General features: G+C 68.4%; 14 protein-coding genes and 1 pseudogene. 13 read left to right on the plus strand and 2 right to left on the minus strand.

What is annotated here, in order from left to right:
* Positions 1 to 13: 13 nt before the first annotated feature.
* The 8 genes and pseudogenes from ACFQQC_RS01095 to ACFQQC_RS01130 all read left to right on the plus strand — a co-directional run bounded on the left by ACFQQC_RS01095 (position 14) and on the right by ACFQQC_RS01130 (position 6,151).
* Positions 14 to 1,573 (plus strand): ATP-binding protein, encoded by a 1,560-nt coding sequence (locus ACFQQC_RS01095; protein ID WP_376858867.1) that lies wholly within the window; start codon positions 14 to 16, stop codon positions 1,571 to 1,573.
* Positions 1,574 to 1,636: 63 nt separating this feature from the next.
* The gene (locus ACFQQC_RS01100; RefSeq protein ID WP_376858869.1) at positions 1,637 to 2,272 is read left to right on the plus strand and encodes a hypothetical protein; all 636 of its coding nucleotides are present in this window, start codon (positions 1,637 to 1,639) and stop codon (positions 2,270 to 2,272) included.
* Between the two features lies 1 nt (position 2,273).
* Positions 2,274 to 2,702: a hypothetical protein gene (locus tag ACFQQC_RS01105; protein ID WP_376858871.1), complete on the plus strand. Its 429-nt coding sequence runs from the start codon at positions 2,274 to 2,276 to the stop codon at positions 2,700 to 2,702.
* Positions 2,703 to 2,769: 67 nt separating this feature from the next.
* Positions 2,770 to 2,901: pseudogene (locus tag ACFQQC_RS01110) on the plus strand (DUF72 domain-containing protein); the annotation flags it as partial.
* A gap of 448 nt (positions 2,902 to 3,349) precedes the next feature.
* Positions 3,350 to 4,099, plus strand: coding sequence for a DUF72 domain-containing protein (locus ACFQQC_RS01115; protein ID WP_376858873.1), 750 nt, complete (start codon positions 3,350 to 3,352; stop codon positions 4,097 to 4,099).
* A gap of 111 nt (positions 4,100 to 4,210) precedes the next feature.
* Complete coding sequence (locus tag ACFQQC_RS01120) at positions 4,211 to 4,402, plus strand: hypothetical protein (RefSeq protein ID WP_376858875.1); 192 nt, start codon at positions 4,211 to 4,213, stop codon at positions 4,400 to 4,402.
* A gap of 150 nt (positions 4,403 to 4,552) precedes the next feature.
* Positions 4,553 to 5,278 carry an acetoacetyl-CoA reductase gene (gene phbB, locus ACFQQC_RS01125; RefSeq protein ID WP_376858877.1) on the plus strand — a complete coding sequence of 242 codons (726 nt, stop codon included), beginning with the start codon at positions 4,553 to 4,555 and terminating at the stop codon, positions 5,276 to 5,278.
* 81 nt (positions 5,279 to 5,359) lie between these two features.
* Positions 5,360 to 6,151 (plus strand): DUF4908 domain-containing protein, encoded by a 792-nt coding sequence (locus ACFQQC_RS01130; protein ID WP_376858879.1) that lies wholly within the window; start codon positions 5,360 to 5,362, stop codon positions 6,149 to 6,151.
* 3 nt (positions 6,152 to 6,154) lie between these two features.
* Here ACFQQC_RS01130 and gloB read toward each other — a convergent pair whose 3' ends face one another.
* Complete coding sequence (gloB, locus tag ACFQQC_RS01135; protein WP_376858881.1) at positions 6,155 to 6,877, minus strand: hydroxyacylglutathione hydrolase; 723 nt, start codon at positions 6,875 to 6,877, stop codon at positions 6,155 to 6,157.
* A 45-nt stretch (positions 6,878 to 6,922) separates the two neighbouring features.
* On the opposite strand from gloB, the gene ACFQQC_RS01140 reads away from it, so the two are divergent.
* The 5 genes from ACFQQC_RS01140 to ACFQQC_RS01160 all read left to right on the plus strand — a co-directional run bounded on the left by ACFQQC_RS01140 (position 6,923) and on the right by ACFQQC_RS01160 (position 11,637).
* On the plus strand, positions 6,923 to 7,696 hold the full coding sequence (locus ACFQQC_RS01140) for a class I SAM-dependent methyltransferase (RefSeq protein WP_376858883.1): 774 nt from the start codon (positions 6,923 to 6,925) through the stop codon (positions 7,694 to 7,696).
* 9 nt (positions 7,697 to 7,705) lie between these two features.
* Complete coding sequence (locus ACFQQC_RS01145) at positions 7,706 to 8,206, plus strand: SixA phosphatase family protein (protein ID WP_376858885.1); 501 nt, start codon at positions 7,706 to 7,708, stop codon at positions 8,204 to 8,206.
* The gene (locus tag ACFQQC_RS01150) at positions 8,203 to 8,559 is read left to right on the plus strand and encodes a DUF952 domain-containing protein (protein WP_376858886.1); all 357 of its coding nucleotides are present in this window, start codon (positions 8,203 to 8,205) and stop codon (positions 8,557 to 8,559) included. Before ACFQQC_RS01145 ends, ACFQQC_RS01150 begins: the two co-directional genes overlap by 4 nt.
* Complete coding sequence (locus tag ACFQQC_RS01155; RefSeq protein WP_376858887.1) at positions 8,550 to 9,587, plus strand: quinone-dependent dihydroorotate dehydrogenase; 1,038 nt, start codon at positions 8,550 to 8,552, stop codon at positions 9,585 to 9,587. Before ACFQQC_RS01150 ends, ACFQQC_RS01155 begins: the two co-directional genes overlap by 10 nt.
* Before the next feature lie 67 nt (positions 9,588 to 9,654).
* Complete coding sequence (locus ACFQQC_RS01160) at positions 9,655 to 11,637, plus strand: ATP-binding protein (RefSeq protein ID WP_376858889.1); 1,983 nt, start codon at positions 9,655 to 9,657, stop codon at positions 11,635 to 11,637.
* Here the strand turns inward: ACFQQC_RS01160 and ACFQQC_RS01165 are convergent.
* The gene (locus ACFQQC_RS01165; protein ID WP_376858891.1) at positions 11,601 to 12,044 is read right to left on the minus strand and encodes a very short patch repair endonuclease; all 444 of its coding nucleotides are present in this window, start codon (positions 12,042 to 12,044) and stop codon (positions 11,601 to 11,603) included. The genes ACFQQC_RS01160 and ACFQQC_RS01165 overlap by 37 nt on opposite strands.
* Between the last annotated feature and the right edge of the window lie 45 nt (positions 12,045 to 12,089).

Consider the following 12,089-nt stretch of genomic DNA (forward strand, 5'->3'; position numbering starts at 1 on the left):
GTCGACAAAGCTGATGAGTTGCGCCGAGCCGCCCCTCGCCTTCTTCACCCCGGCCAATGACGAGGAGCGGGGCGAGCTGTCCGCCTTTTTCGACGTCTCCCTCGACCTGCTGGTCATCCGCGACATCCACGGCTTCGTGATCCGCGTCAGCCCGTCCTGGCAGAGGACGCTGGGGTGGTCGCCGGAAGAGATCCTGGGCACCCGGCTGCTCGATCTGGTCCACCCGGATGATTTGCCCGACACGAAAGACAGCGCCGTCGAGGTCGAGAACCGTCGCCTCGGCGATCCGATCCACGGGCACATCAACCGCTACCGTCACAAGGACGGCCACTACCTGACCGTCGAGTGGCGGGCGCAGCGGCTGGGCGACTACGTCTACGGCGTGGCGCGGGACGTGACCGAGCGGGTCGCCGCCGAACAGGCGCTGCGCGAGGCCAAGGCCGCGGCCGTGGCGGCCAACGTCGCCAAGTCGGACTTCCTGGCCAATATGAGCCATGAGATCCGCACGCCCCTGAACGGCGTCATCGGCATTGTCGACGCCCTGTCGCGGACCCAACTGACCCCCGAGCAGACCGAGATGGTCGAGCTGATCCGCGGGTCCGGCGTGACGCTGGAGCGGCTGGTGTCCGACATTCTGGACGTGTCGAAGATCGAGGCCGGTCAGCTGGATCTGGAGGCCCGCGCCTTTGATCTGGACGAGGCGCTGGAGCCGCTGTCCGTCGTGAAGACGCGCGCGGTGGACAAGGGCCTGAGCTTCACCGTCAACCGCACGGCGGAGGCGCGCGGCGTCTTCGTCGGCGACAGCACCCGCATCCGGCAGGTGCTGGGCAATCTGCTGTCCAATGCGATCAAGTTCACCACGCAGGGCGGCATCACCGTCGATATCGCGGTCGAAACCGTCAGCGATGCTCCGCGGCTGACCATCGCCGTGGAGGACACCGGCATCGGCTTTGACGCCGACCATGCGGCGCGCCTGTTCGAGCGGTTCAATCAGGCGGACGGCACCATCACCCGACGCTTTGGCGGGACCGGGCTGGGCCTTTCGATCTGTCGTTCGCTGGTCGGGATGATGGACGGCGAGATCAGCGCCACCTCGACGCCGGGCAAGGGCAGTTGCTTCCGCTTCAGCGTGCCGCTGGAGCGCGGCGCACCGGTGGTCGAAACGGGCGTCGCGCCGATGCCGATGATCGCCCGCGCCCTGCGGGTGCTGCTGGCCGAGGACCATCCGACCAACCAGCGTGTTGTGCAGCTGATCCTGCAGGGACAGGGCGTCGAGGTGGAGATCGTCGAGAACGGCGCGGACGCGGTCGACGCCTTCAAGGCGGACGAGTTTGATCTGGTCCTGATGGACATGCAGATGCCGGTCATGGACGGCCTGAGCGCCACCCGCGCCATCCGGGCGGTCGAGGCCGCCTCCCCCCAGCGCCTGCGCGTGCCGATCCTGATGCTGAGCGCCAACGCCATGGACGAGCACCGCGCCGCCGGGGCCGAGGCAGGGGCGGACGGCCATATCGCCAAGCCGATCACCGCCGCCAGCCTGCTGGCCGGGATGCAGGATGCGCTCGCCGCATAGGGCGATGACGGGAGGGGCGCGTCTGCCTATGGTGGCGCTTCGGTTTGGCGTCGGGGGGCGGCGATGAGCGCGTTCGAGTTCTTCTTCAGCTTCTATGGTCTGGTGCTGGGCCTGTCGGTGGCGGTTCTGGCGACGGGCGCGGCGCGGGCGTTCAAGCATCGCAAGACGGTCCGGGTCGGCTGGAAGACGCCGCTGCTGGCGATCTTCGCCGCCTTCGACATCGCCACCTTCTGGGACGCGGCCTGGACCAATCTGGGCAAGGCTCCCTACAGCTACGGCATGCTGCTGGCCGGACTGGTGGTGGCCATCGTCTATTTCATCGCCGCCAACCTGATCTTCCCCGAGCCGGAGGATCAGGCGACCAGTCTCGACAGCCATTTCGAGGCCAACAAGAAGCCGGTCCTGCTGCTTCTGATCCTCGCCAACATCCTCATGGTGGCCCTGTGCCTGACCATGCTGGCGGGCAAACCCAATTTCGGGCTTATCGCGAGCATCTACGCGGTCAACTTCCTGCTTTATGTGGTGCTGGTCGTCCCGGCCGCCCTGTCGAAACGGGCCTGGGTGTTCGCCACGACGATCGGGCTGCACATCGCACTCTATCTGGTGCTCGCCGTCCTGAGCGTGACGAGCCCTCAGCTGATGGCGGCGGTGCCGACGATGGATACGCCGGCGACCCCGGCCTCGACCGGGGCCGATTGAGGTGATCGACACCGAGGGGTTTCGGCACTGGTTCCGTCAGGGCGGCGACATGGTGGTCTGGGCCGTCGCGGGCTGCGTGGCCCTGATCCTCGGCATCACCGTCTTCGGGCTGGACCAGTCCGGCTTCCGACGGTCCGCCGAGAATGCGGTGCGCGCGGAACTGGGCCAGCCGGACCTGAGCTTCGAGAGCCGCACGCTTCACAATGCGCCCCGGTACGACAAGGCGCTGGTCTGCGGTCATGTCGCCGGCGCCCCGGATCGCGTCTTCGCGGCGGAGTTCCACGAGATGCGGCGGCGGGGCGATCTCTATCCCCGGTACCTGAGGCTGAAGGGCGAGCTTCCCGCCCGACGACTGGTCGTTCCGGAAACAGGCGCCCGCCTGCATCCCTATGACGCCGCCCTGCTGGGCCTGTGCGACGGCGCCGAATAGGACGTCCGGCTTCCGCTTGCCCGTCGCGGTCGCGCGGCCTACCTGATTCCCCGACAGGGAGGATCACATGACCGGAACCATTCGCGTCGGCATCGGCGGCTGGACCTTCGAACCCTGGCGCGGCGTCTTCTATCCGGAGAAGCTGACCCAGAAGAAGGAGCTGGAATACGCCAGCTCGAAGCTGACCTCGATCGAAATTGTGTGCGGGGCTCTACACTAGATAACCCCTTGAAATTATAGGCTCTGAGGTACGAAGATGATTTCCATCCTTGCGTCGCTTCTGGTCCTAGCTGGACAGGCGGGCACAGAACAGCAAGCGCCACCCCTGTGCGCGACGCTCTATTTCGTGGGCTTCCAGCGCTCCAACGCTTCCGTCGTATCGGGCAACACACGATGGGAAGGGCTTCTCAGCGACTACGACCCCTCAACTGATATATCGGCCGCGTTTCGTCTTTGCCCAGTCAGCCGCCACGTTAGGATCATGACTGCTTCTGGAGAGGTGACGGTTCCCCTCCGGGAGGGACCCGGAGAAAATCATATCTTGGTGGACTCTAGAAACATCGGAGCCTCGGCCGCCCGACCGACAGCGCCGCTCCTAGATTAAATGACGCTCTATCCGATCGGATTACCATGAACGGAAACTTCCAATGACGAACGCCATCAGAGTGGGCATCGGCGGCTGGACCTTCGAGCCATGGCGCGGGGTATTCTATCCCGAGAAGCTCAGTCAGAAACGCGAGCTAGAGTACGCGTCGAGCAAACTCAGCAGCATAGAGATCAACGGCACCTACTATTCCGGCTTCAAGATCGACACCTGGATGAAGTGGCGCGACGAGACGCCGGATGACTTCGTCTTCGCGGTGAAGGCCAGCCGGTTCTGCACCAATCGCAAGGTGCTGTCCGAGGGCAACGAAAGCCTGGAGCGGTTCCTCGATCAGGGGCTGACGGCGCTGGGCGACAAACTGGGGCCGATCAACTGGCAGTTCATGGCCACCAAGAAGTTCGACCCGGTCGATTTCGAGGGCTTCCTGAAGCTGCTGCCCAAGGAGAAGGACGGGGTTCGCCTGCGTCACGCGCTGGAGGTCCGCAGCCCGACCTTCGACGTCCCGCAGTTCTATGATCTGGCGGCGAAGTACGGCTGCGCCATCGTCTATGCCGAGGACGACGAGGCGCCGGAGTGGCCGAAGATCGACCAGCCGACGGCCGACTTCACCTATGCCCGCATGATGTCCTCGAAGCCGGACGAGCCCACCGGCATGAGCTCCGCTGACCTGGACGGGATCGCGAAACAGACGCGCGACTGGGCAAAGCGCGGCGATGTGTTCGCCTACTTCATCGCCGGGGCCAAGGTGCGCAATCCGGCGGCCGCGATGGCGCTGATCGAAAAGCTGAAATAGCCCCTTACGTTCGGCTTATGCGGAGGCGCGGCTTCCGCATCGCGGGCTTACGGGCGACGGGCGCAAGGAAGGGGCGACGCCGCATCCGGCGTGGTCACGACCGCCTTCCCCATGCCTGCTCCCGTTCCCTGGCCGCCCGCCGTCATCGAGGTTTCGCCCGACCTGCACGGCTGGCGGATGACGTCCAGCGACGGGCTGTTCTTCGGCCTGTTCGCTGACCGGGCCAGCGCCGTCCGTTACGCCCGGGACGAGGCCGACGGCCATCCGGGGCATGTGGTGGTGGTGCGCGACCCGACCGCCTGACCTGTCTGGAGGATCGACAACCGTAATCACCGCGTCATCGTGGTGAGACAGTTTGCCCGCGCCTTGCGCGCAACGCTGTGCGGGGTAAAGCGTAGATCAGCAGGCGGCCCGGCAGAGGTCGCCGCTCCAGGAAAACAGAAGGAAGCGCTCATGGCTCGCGTGGCACTGGTGACCGGCGGCACCCGCGGTATCGGCAAGGCGATCGTCCAACGTCTGAAGGAGGACGGCCTGTTGGTCGCGGCCGGCTATTCCGGCAACACCGAAGCCGCCGAGGCCACCGCGCGCGAACTGGGCGTGATCGTGGTCAAGGGCAACGTCGGCTCCTACGACGACTGCGCCCGCGCCGTCGCCGACGTCGAGGCCGAACTGGGGCCCATCGACGTGCTGGTGAACAACGCCGGCATCACCCGCGACGGCTTCTTCCACAAGATGAGCGCCGACCAGTGGTCGGACGTGATCCGGGTCAATATGGACAGCGTCTTCAACATGACGCGTCAGGTGATCAACGGCATGCGTGATCGCGGCCACGGCCGGATCATCAACATCTCCTCGATCAACGGCCAGAAGGGCCAGATTGGCCAGACCAACTATTCGGCCGCCAAGGCCGGAATGATCGGCTTCACCAAGGCGCTGGCGCTGGAGAATGCGCGCAAGGGCGTGACAGTGAACTGCATCGCGCCGGGCTATATCGACACCGAGATGGTGGGGGCGATGGACGAGAAGGTTCTGGCCGGAATCGTCGCCCAGATCCCGGTCGGAAGGCTCGGAAAAGGCGAGGAAATCGCCGACATGGTGTCCTGGCTGGCCGGCGAGCGTGCCGGATATGTCACAGGCTGCACCCTGTCGCTGAACGGCGGTCAGTATCTGGTTGGCTGACAAAAGCCCGCCCCAAATCCGCCGCTTGCCGATTCCACCACTCTGCCCATGAAGTTGACGGGGAAGGTCAGAACGGCGCGAATGCCGCTTCAGACTGCGATGGCCTTTGCCGTCGCGGTGACGGCTGTGCTTTCCCTGCCCGTCTCCGTCGCCGCGCAGGAGCGGGGCAACGCCCAGGCGGAGCAGAGCCAGTGGCTGCGCAACCGCGGCGGCGCGGCGCCCCGCAGCCAGCCGACCGCCCGCACCCTGCCGCCCGTCAGCCGCTTCGCGTCCGAATCCGGTGAAGCCTTCACCCTGGACCGGTCGGGCCAGCGCCCGTTGCTGCGCTTTGATCGCCGGGACGAAACCTGGGTTCTGCGCGCGACGGCCGTGCCGCGGGGCGACGTCATCTACCGGAATGACGAAGGCCAGCAGATCCTGCGCATCAGCCCCGGCGGCGGCGTGACGGTCTATACGACCCGTGCGCCCGGCGGATCCCCGGCGTCGTTCACCGGCACGGGCGAGCGGCTGGCGCTGCCGTCGCTCGGACCCGCCCAGCTGTTCCAGCTGATGACCCGCCGCAGCGCCATGCTGAGTCAGACCATGGGCCGTCTGATCGAGATCAACGTCGACACCGACGAGGAGGCCGAGGGCCTGACCGTCGAGGCCCTGATCCTGTCGACCGACGCCGTGCTGCGCATCGCCCGCTCGCCGACGGGCCGCTCCTCACTGAGCCAGCTGCGCCGGATCGTCATCGCCCAGGGCTCCAGCGCCTCCGCCAACTATTCACGCGGCGAGCTGCGGATCGTCGTGGCGCCGGTTCAGGGCGTGGCGGGCCGCCCGTCATCTGCCCGGGTGATCCGCGCCCTGCTGCCCTCGGATCACGGCCGCTAAGCCCTAGAAGCTGTCCTTGGCCGCGCGCCGGGCCGCGAACTCCGCGGCGTCCTTCGCGCGCAGGAAGGGGTTGAAGGCCTTCTCCGAAGCGATGGTCGTCGGCACGGTCGGCTCGCCCCTCTCACGCGCGGCGAAGATTTCGTCCGCCCGCGCCTGCATCTCCGGGCGGTCATCAAGGCTGAGGGTGAAGCGGGCGTTGGACGCCGTATATTCGTGGGCGCACCAGATCACGGTCTCGTCCGGCCAGGCGGCGAGGGTCTGCAAGCTGGTCCACATCTGTTCAGGCGTACCCTCGAACAGCCGGCCGCAGCCCAGCACGAACAGGACGTCGCCGACGAAGGCCAGGTGGTCCGCGACCGAGCGATAGACGATGTGCCCCAGGGTGTGGCCCGGCGCGTCCGTGACCTCCAGCGGGGTCTCGCCCAGCAGGACCGTGTCGCCGCCCTTCACCACCCGATCCAGCGGCGCCGCCTTGCGGGCCTCCTCCGGTCCGATGATCTCGCAGCCCGTCGCCGCCTTGAGCGCGGCGTTGCCCTGGGTGTGATCCGGGTGCCAGTGGGTGTTCAGGATCAGGTCCAGACGGCCCCAGCCGGAGCGTTCCAGCTCGGCCAGGATGGCGTCGGCGTCAGGGGTGTCGACCGCAGCGACGGTTCCGGTCGCGCCGTCGCGGACCAGAAAGCCGTAGTTGTCGTTCAGGCAGGGGAACAGGCGGACTTCCAGCGTCATGACGTCATTCTGGCAGCGGCCCGGCGGCGGGTCTATGCTGGAGCCATGCGGCGCAGCATCGACGACCTGCGGATCTTCTATGGCGAACCGGCCGGGGCGCTGGCGCGGCGCATGCTGGCGCGGCGGCTGGACGACGCCTGGGGCGAGGCCGACAACTGCGACGTGCTGGGCCTCGGCTACGCCACGCCCTGGCTGGAGGCCTTCGTCGGCGCGCGCCGGCTGGTCGCCGCCATGCCGGGCGGACAAGGCGTCGAGCTGTGGCCGCAGGCGGGCAAGAACCGAACGGTGCTGGTCGACGACCGCCGCCTGCCCTTCGCCGCCGGTTCGTTCGACCGCATCCTGCTGGTGCATGCGCTGGAGGAGGCGGACGACGCCCAGGCGCTGATGCTGGAGGCCGTGCGGGCGCTGGCTCCGACCGGGCGCATCATCCTGATCGCGGCGGCGCGCGGCGGTTTGTGGTCCCGCTCCGAGAGCACCCCCTTCGGACACGGCCGTCCCTTCAGCCGCCGACAGCTTGAGCGGCTGGTGCGCGAGGCGGGGCTGGAGCCGACGGCCTGGTCCCAGACCCTGTATGTGCCGCCGTGGGGACCGCTGCTGCCGCTGGCCGACGGGCTGGAGCCGATCGGCAAACATGTGATGCCGGGCGCCGCGGGGCTGATCCTGCTGGAAGCCACCCGCCAGGCCTATGCCCGCGCCCGGCCCGGCGGAGCGGTGGCCACGGTCCCGGTGCGGACCCCCGCCCTGCAGCCGCAGCCCGCGTCGCGAAGTCACCGCGTGAGGGCCGGAGGTGATCTGGCGGGACCGGCCAAACACCCGTAAAGGCGGGCCATGCAGAGACTGATCCTGATGCGCCACGCCGAAGCGGAACGGGCGAGCGGCTCCGGCCGTGATCGCGACCGCGACCTGTCGGCGCGCGGGCGCAGCGATGCGGCGATGATGGGCCGGGCGCTGGCGGCGAAGGGCGTGCGCCCCGATCTGGCGCTGGTGTCCCCGGCCAACCGCACCCGGCAGACCTGGGATCTGGTCCATGACGCGATGGGCGATGTCGAGGTGCGCGGCGACGAGCCCCTCTACAACGGCTCAGCGGACACCCTGCGCCGCGCCATCGAGGCGGCCGAGGACGAGGCCGGAACCCTGCTGGTCGTGGCCCACAATCCGGGGGTTCATCTGCTGGCCGTCGAGTATCTGATCGAAAGCGCCGCCTCCCCCTCGATCCTTGATCGCATGAGCGGCGGCTTCCCCCCCGGCTCGGCCGCCCTGTTCACCGTCGATGTGGCCGGACGCTGCACCTTCGAGGGCTATCTGCAGCCCCGGGACATCGCGGGATGACCGACGTCGCCTTCAAGCTGGTGGATCGCGAGGAATGGGAGCTGGCGCGGCTGGACGGCGCCTATGCCGGGTCCGCCGTCGATCTGCAGGACGGCTACATCCATATGTCGACCTCGGCGCAACTGGCCGAGACCGCGCGCCGCCACTACGCCGGTAGCGGCGACCTGCTTCTGGTGACCGTGGACCTGACGGTTCTGGGCGAGGCGCTGAAGTGGGAGGCGTCGCGCGGCGGCGACCTGTTCCCGCATCTGTTCGGCGCCCTGCCCCTGTCGGCGGCGCGTGAGGAACGCGCCCTGTCGGTGGATGAGGACGGCTTGATGAAGTTCGAGGATGGAGTGGTCGGATGGGCCTGACGGATATCGGCGCCAGCCTGTTGCGGACGCTCGATCCGGAGACGGCGCACCAGCTGGCCATCAAGGCCCTGCAGTTCACGCCCCTGCCCGCTCCGTCCACGGACGATCCGGTCCTGCACACCCGTCTGGCGGGTCTGGACCTGCCCAATCCGGTCGGTCTGGCCGCCGGTCTGGACAAGAATGGCGAGGCCCTGCACGGGCTGGCGAAGCTGGGCTTCGGCTTTGTCGAGTGCGGCTCGGTCACCCCGCTGGCCCAGCCGGGAAATCCGAAGCCGCGCCTGTTCCGCCTTTACGAAGACCGCGCGATCATCAACCGCATGGGCTTCAACAACGCAGGCCTCGAGACCTTCGCGAACCATCTGACGGACCGTCCCCGGACGGCGGTGATCGGCGCCAATCTGGGGGCCAACAAGGACACCGAGGACAAGGCGGCGGACTATGTGAAGGGTCTGGTGCGGCTGAAGGGTCTGGCCGACTACGTCACCGTCAATGTCTCCTCGCCCAATACGCCGGGCCTGCGCGCGCTGCAGGGCCGGGCGGCGCTGGATGACCTGCTGGGCCGTCTCGCGGCCGCGCGCGGCGATGATCCGACCCCGGTGTTCCTGAAGATCGCCCCGGACCTGACCAGCGACGAAATCGGCCTGATCGTCGAGGCCAGCCTGGATCACGGGCTGGACGCCCTGATCGTGTCGAACACCACCCTGGACCGGCCGGAAAGCCTGCGCTCAGCGGACAAGGGCGAGGCGGGCGGTCTGTCGGGCGCGCCGCTGAGGGCGCGGGCGCTGGACGCCCTGCGCGCCGCCGCCGACGCCTCGGCCGGACGCCTGCCGCTGATCGCCGTCGGCGGCATCGACAGCGGAGCCGAGGCCTGGGCCCGCATCCGCGCAGGCGCCTCGGCCATCCAGATCTATTCCGCCCTGATCTATGAAGGTCCGGGGCTTGTCGGGCGCATCAAGCGTGACCTGGCCGATCGGCTGCGGGCCGAGGGCTTCTCCACAGTCGCGGACGCCGTCGGAACGGGCCGTTGACGGAGCGTTAGGGCAGACGCGCCATTCTGGCAGGAAGGGCGAACATGCCCATTCCTCGAGGAGACGCATGGCGAACGTCAGCGCCGCCAGCACCCCGTCGGTGACCGACCCCTGGGTCGTCGCCATCCGCCAGCGCCGCAAGGCGTTGCTGCAGCGCCTGTTCATGGCCGCCGCAAGCGCCCTCGTGTTCAGCCCCCTGATCGGCTGGGACGTCGCCGCCGCCTGGGTGATCGGCTATTTCCTGATCCAGTCGCTGGACCTGTGGACCTTCGCCCCGGTGATCGGGGGACGCGCCGAAAAGTTGACCGGCGCGCGCGCCCTGCTGGGCGACATCCTGCTGTTCGGCAACGCCAGCTATTTCGGCAGCCTGTCCATTCCCCTGTGGTACGTCGGCGGGCCGATGGGCGGCATCTGCGCCGCCATGCTGCTGTCGGCGGGCGCCATCTATTCGATGATCAACGCCCCGCGCTCACGCCGTGTCCTGGTGCTGACCGTCCTGCCGCAGTTCCTGTACCTGACCTCCATCCCCTTCTTCATGGCCATGTTCGGCGGCTCGACCGGCTTCGTGACCGCCGCCGCCATCGCCGTGGCCGTGTTCATCACCTACTGCCTGTCGACCTGGCAGCGCATGAACGAGGCCCGCACGGCCGAAACGGCCGCCCGCGTGGAGGCCGAGCAGAAGCGCATGGATGCAGTGCGCATCATGGAGGGCCGCAGCGCCTTCCTGGCCACCGTGGGCCATGACCTGCGCACCCCGATCAGCGCCATCCTGACCGGCGCGGCGGAGCTGGAGCGCGGGGCCGCCGACGGCGCCTCGCGCGGCCAGGCCCGTCTGATCAATGACGCCGGCCTGATGATGAAGGCCCTGCTGGACGACCTGCTGGACCATGCCAAGCTGGAAGCCGGCCATATGACGGTGGATGCGGTCGATTTCGACCTGCGCGAGCTGCTGAACCAGACCGTCCGCCTGTGGCGCGGTCCGGTGCGGGCCAAGGGCGTGAAATTCCGCGTCGAGGGCGCGGCGACCATCCCCTCGTCCGTGCGCGGCGATCCGATGCGCCTGCGTCAGGTGCTGAACAACCTGATCTCCAACGCGGTGAAATTCACCCAGACCGGCTCGATCACCGTCTGCCTGAAGGCCTGGGACGACGAGCCCTCGGGCCACGCGATCCTGATCGAGATCATCGACACCGGCCCGGGCATGACCGCGGCCCAGGTCGCCCGCCTGTTCACCCCCTTCGACCAGACGCAGGACGGCGTCAGCGCCCGTCACGGCGGCACCGGCCTGGGCCTGTCGATCAGCAAGCAACTGGCCGACCTGATGGGCGGCCGCCTGACCGCGCGCAGCCGTCCCGGCGAGGGCGCCCGCTTCACCCTGGCCCTGCGTCTGCAGCCGGGCGAGATGGCCGAGGCCGTCACTCCGGGGCTGGATCAGGAAGCCCGCGACGCCGTGGCCCGCGTGCTGGGCGCGCCCCCGTCCGCGGTGGCCCCGCTGGCGCCGCGCCTGCTGAACCAGACGCCCGCGCCGGTTGCCGCGCCCATCCCGACGCCTGCCCCCGCTCCGGCTCCGGAACCGGTTGTCCCGGCAAACCCCGAGGTCGTGGCCGAGGAAGCCGGTGAGGATGAGGGCGAGGACCGTCCGATGCGGGTGCTGGTCGTCGATGACCACGACATCAACCGCCGCGCCATCCAGCTGATCCTGCAGCCGCTGGGCTGTGACATCGCCACCGCCGCCGACGGCATGGCGGCGCTGAAGATCTGCGAGCAGACCGCCTTTGACCTGATCTTCATGGACGTGCGGATGCCGGAACTGGACGGTCGCGAGACCACCCGGCGCATCCGGGCGGGCGACGGTCCGAACGCCCATGTGCCGGTGATCGCCGTGACTGCGGACACCGCGCCCGAAGACATCGCCGCCTGCACGGCCGCGGGCATGACCTATTTCGTGCCCAAGCCGATCACCCCGCCGATGCTGCTGGGGGCCATCACCCATGTGATGACCATGGCCCAGGATCAGGGCGCGGACGATATCGAGACGGCGGCGGCCTGACCCCGCACCGCCGTCAGCAGGCGGTCAGCGAAATCGGGCGCCTTCATCGCGCATTCCCAGACAGTGACCACCCGCCAGCCTGCGTCCAGCAGGGCGTCGCTGCTGGCGGCGTCACGGGCGCGGTTGCGGTCGATCTTGGCGATCCAGTAGTCGGCGTTGGCCTTGGGCTGGCGCGCGCCCCGCGGACAATCATGGCCGTGCCAGAAGCAGCCGTGGACGAAGACGACGGTCCGCCTTCCCTTCATCACGATATCCGGCTTTCCGGGCAGTCCCGCGCCGCCGAGGCGATAGCCGATCCCGGCCGTGCGCAGGATGCGGCGCACGGCCAGTTCAGGCCTGGTGTCCTTCCCCCTCACGCGCCGCATGACGGCGCTGCGTTCTTCAGGGGTGAAGACGTCGGTGTTCACAGGTTCCTCCCCCTCCGGGGGAGGTGGCGCGGCGCGTCAGCGCCG

Origin of the sequence: Brevundimonas sp. GCM10030266 (genome assembly GCF_042666595.1) — a bacterium.
GTDB lineage: Bacteria > Pseudomonadota > Alphaproteobacteria > Caulobacterales > Caulobacteraceae > Brevundimonas.

What these genes read in the sequence shown, in the direction of transcription:
- ACFQQC_RS01100 (WP_376858869.1), top strand. Translation starts at nt 1,637, where the DNA reads ATGAGCGCGTTCGAGTTCTTCTTCAGCTTCTATGGTCTGGTGCTGGGC.
- ACFQQC_RS01140 (WP_376858883.1), top strand. Translation starts at nt 6,923, where the DNA reads ATGCGGCGCAGCATCGACGACCTGCGGATCTTCTATGGCGAACCGGCC.
- ACFQQC_RS01160 (WP_376858889.1), top strand. Translation starts at nt 9,655, where the DNA reads ATGGCGAACGTCAGCGCCGCCAGCACCCCGTCGGTGACCGACCCCTGG.
- ACFQQC_RS01120 (WP_376858875.1), top strand. Translation starts at nt 4,211, where the DNA reads ATGCCTGCTCCCGTTCCCTGGCCGCCCGCCGTCATCGAGGTTTCGCCC.
- gloB (WP_376858881.1), bottom strand. Translation starts at nt 6,877, where the DNA reads ATGACGCTGGAAGTCCGCCTGTTCCCCTGCCTGAACGACAACTACGGC.
- ACFQQC_RS01115 (WP_376858873.1), top strand. Translation starts at nt 3,350, where the DNA reads ATGACGAACGCCATCAGAGTGGGCATCGGCGGCTGGACCTTCGAGCCA.
- ACFQQC_RS01095 (WP_376858867.1), top strand. Translation starts at nt 14, where the DNA reads ATGAGTTGCGCCGAGCCGCCCCTCGCCTTCTTCACCCCGGCCAATGAC.
- ACFQQC_RS01155 (WP_376858887.1), top strand. Translation starts at nt 8,550, where the DNA reads ATGGGCCTGACGGATATCGGCGCCAGCCTGTTGCGGACGCTCGATCCG.
- ACFQQC_RS01130 (WP_376858879.1), top strand. Translation starts at nt 5,360, where the DNA reads ATGCCGCTTCAGACTGCGATGGCCTTTGCCGTCGCGGTGACGGCTGTG.
- ACFQQC_RS01145 (WP_376858885.1), top strand. Translation starts at nt 7,706, where the DNA reads ATGCAGAGACTGATCCTGATGCGCCACGCCGAAGCGGAACGGGCGAGC.
- phbB (WP_376858877.1), top strand. Translation starts at nt 4,553, where the DNA reads ATGGCTCGCGTGGCACTGGTGACCGGCGGCACCCGCGGTATCGGCAAG.
- ACFQQC_RS01150 (WP_376858886.1), top strand. Translation starts at nt 8,203, where the DNA reads ATGACCGACGTCGCCTTCAAGCTGGTGGATCGCGAGGAATGGGAGCTG.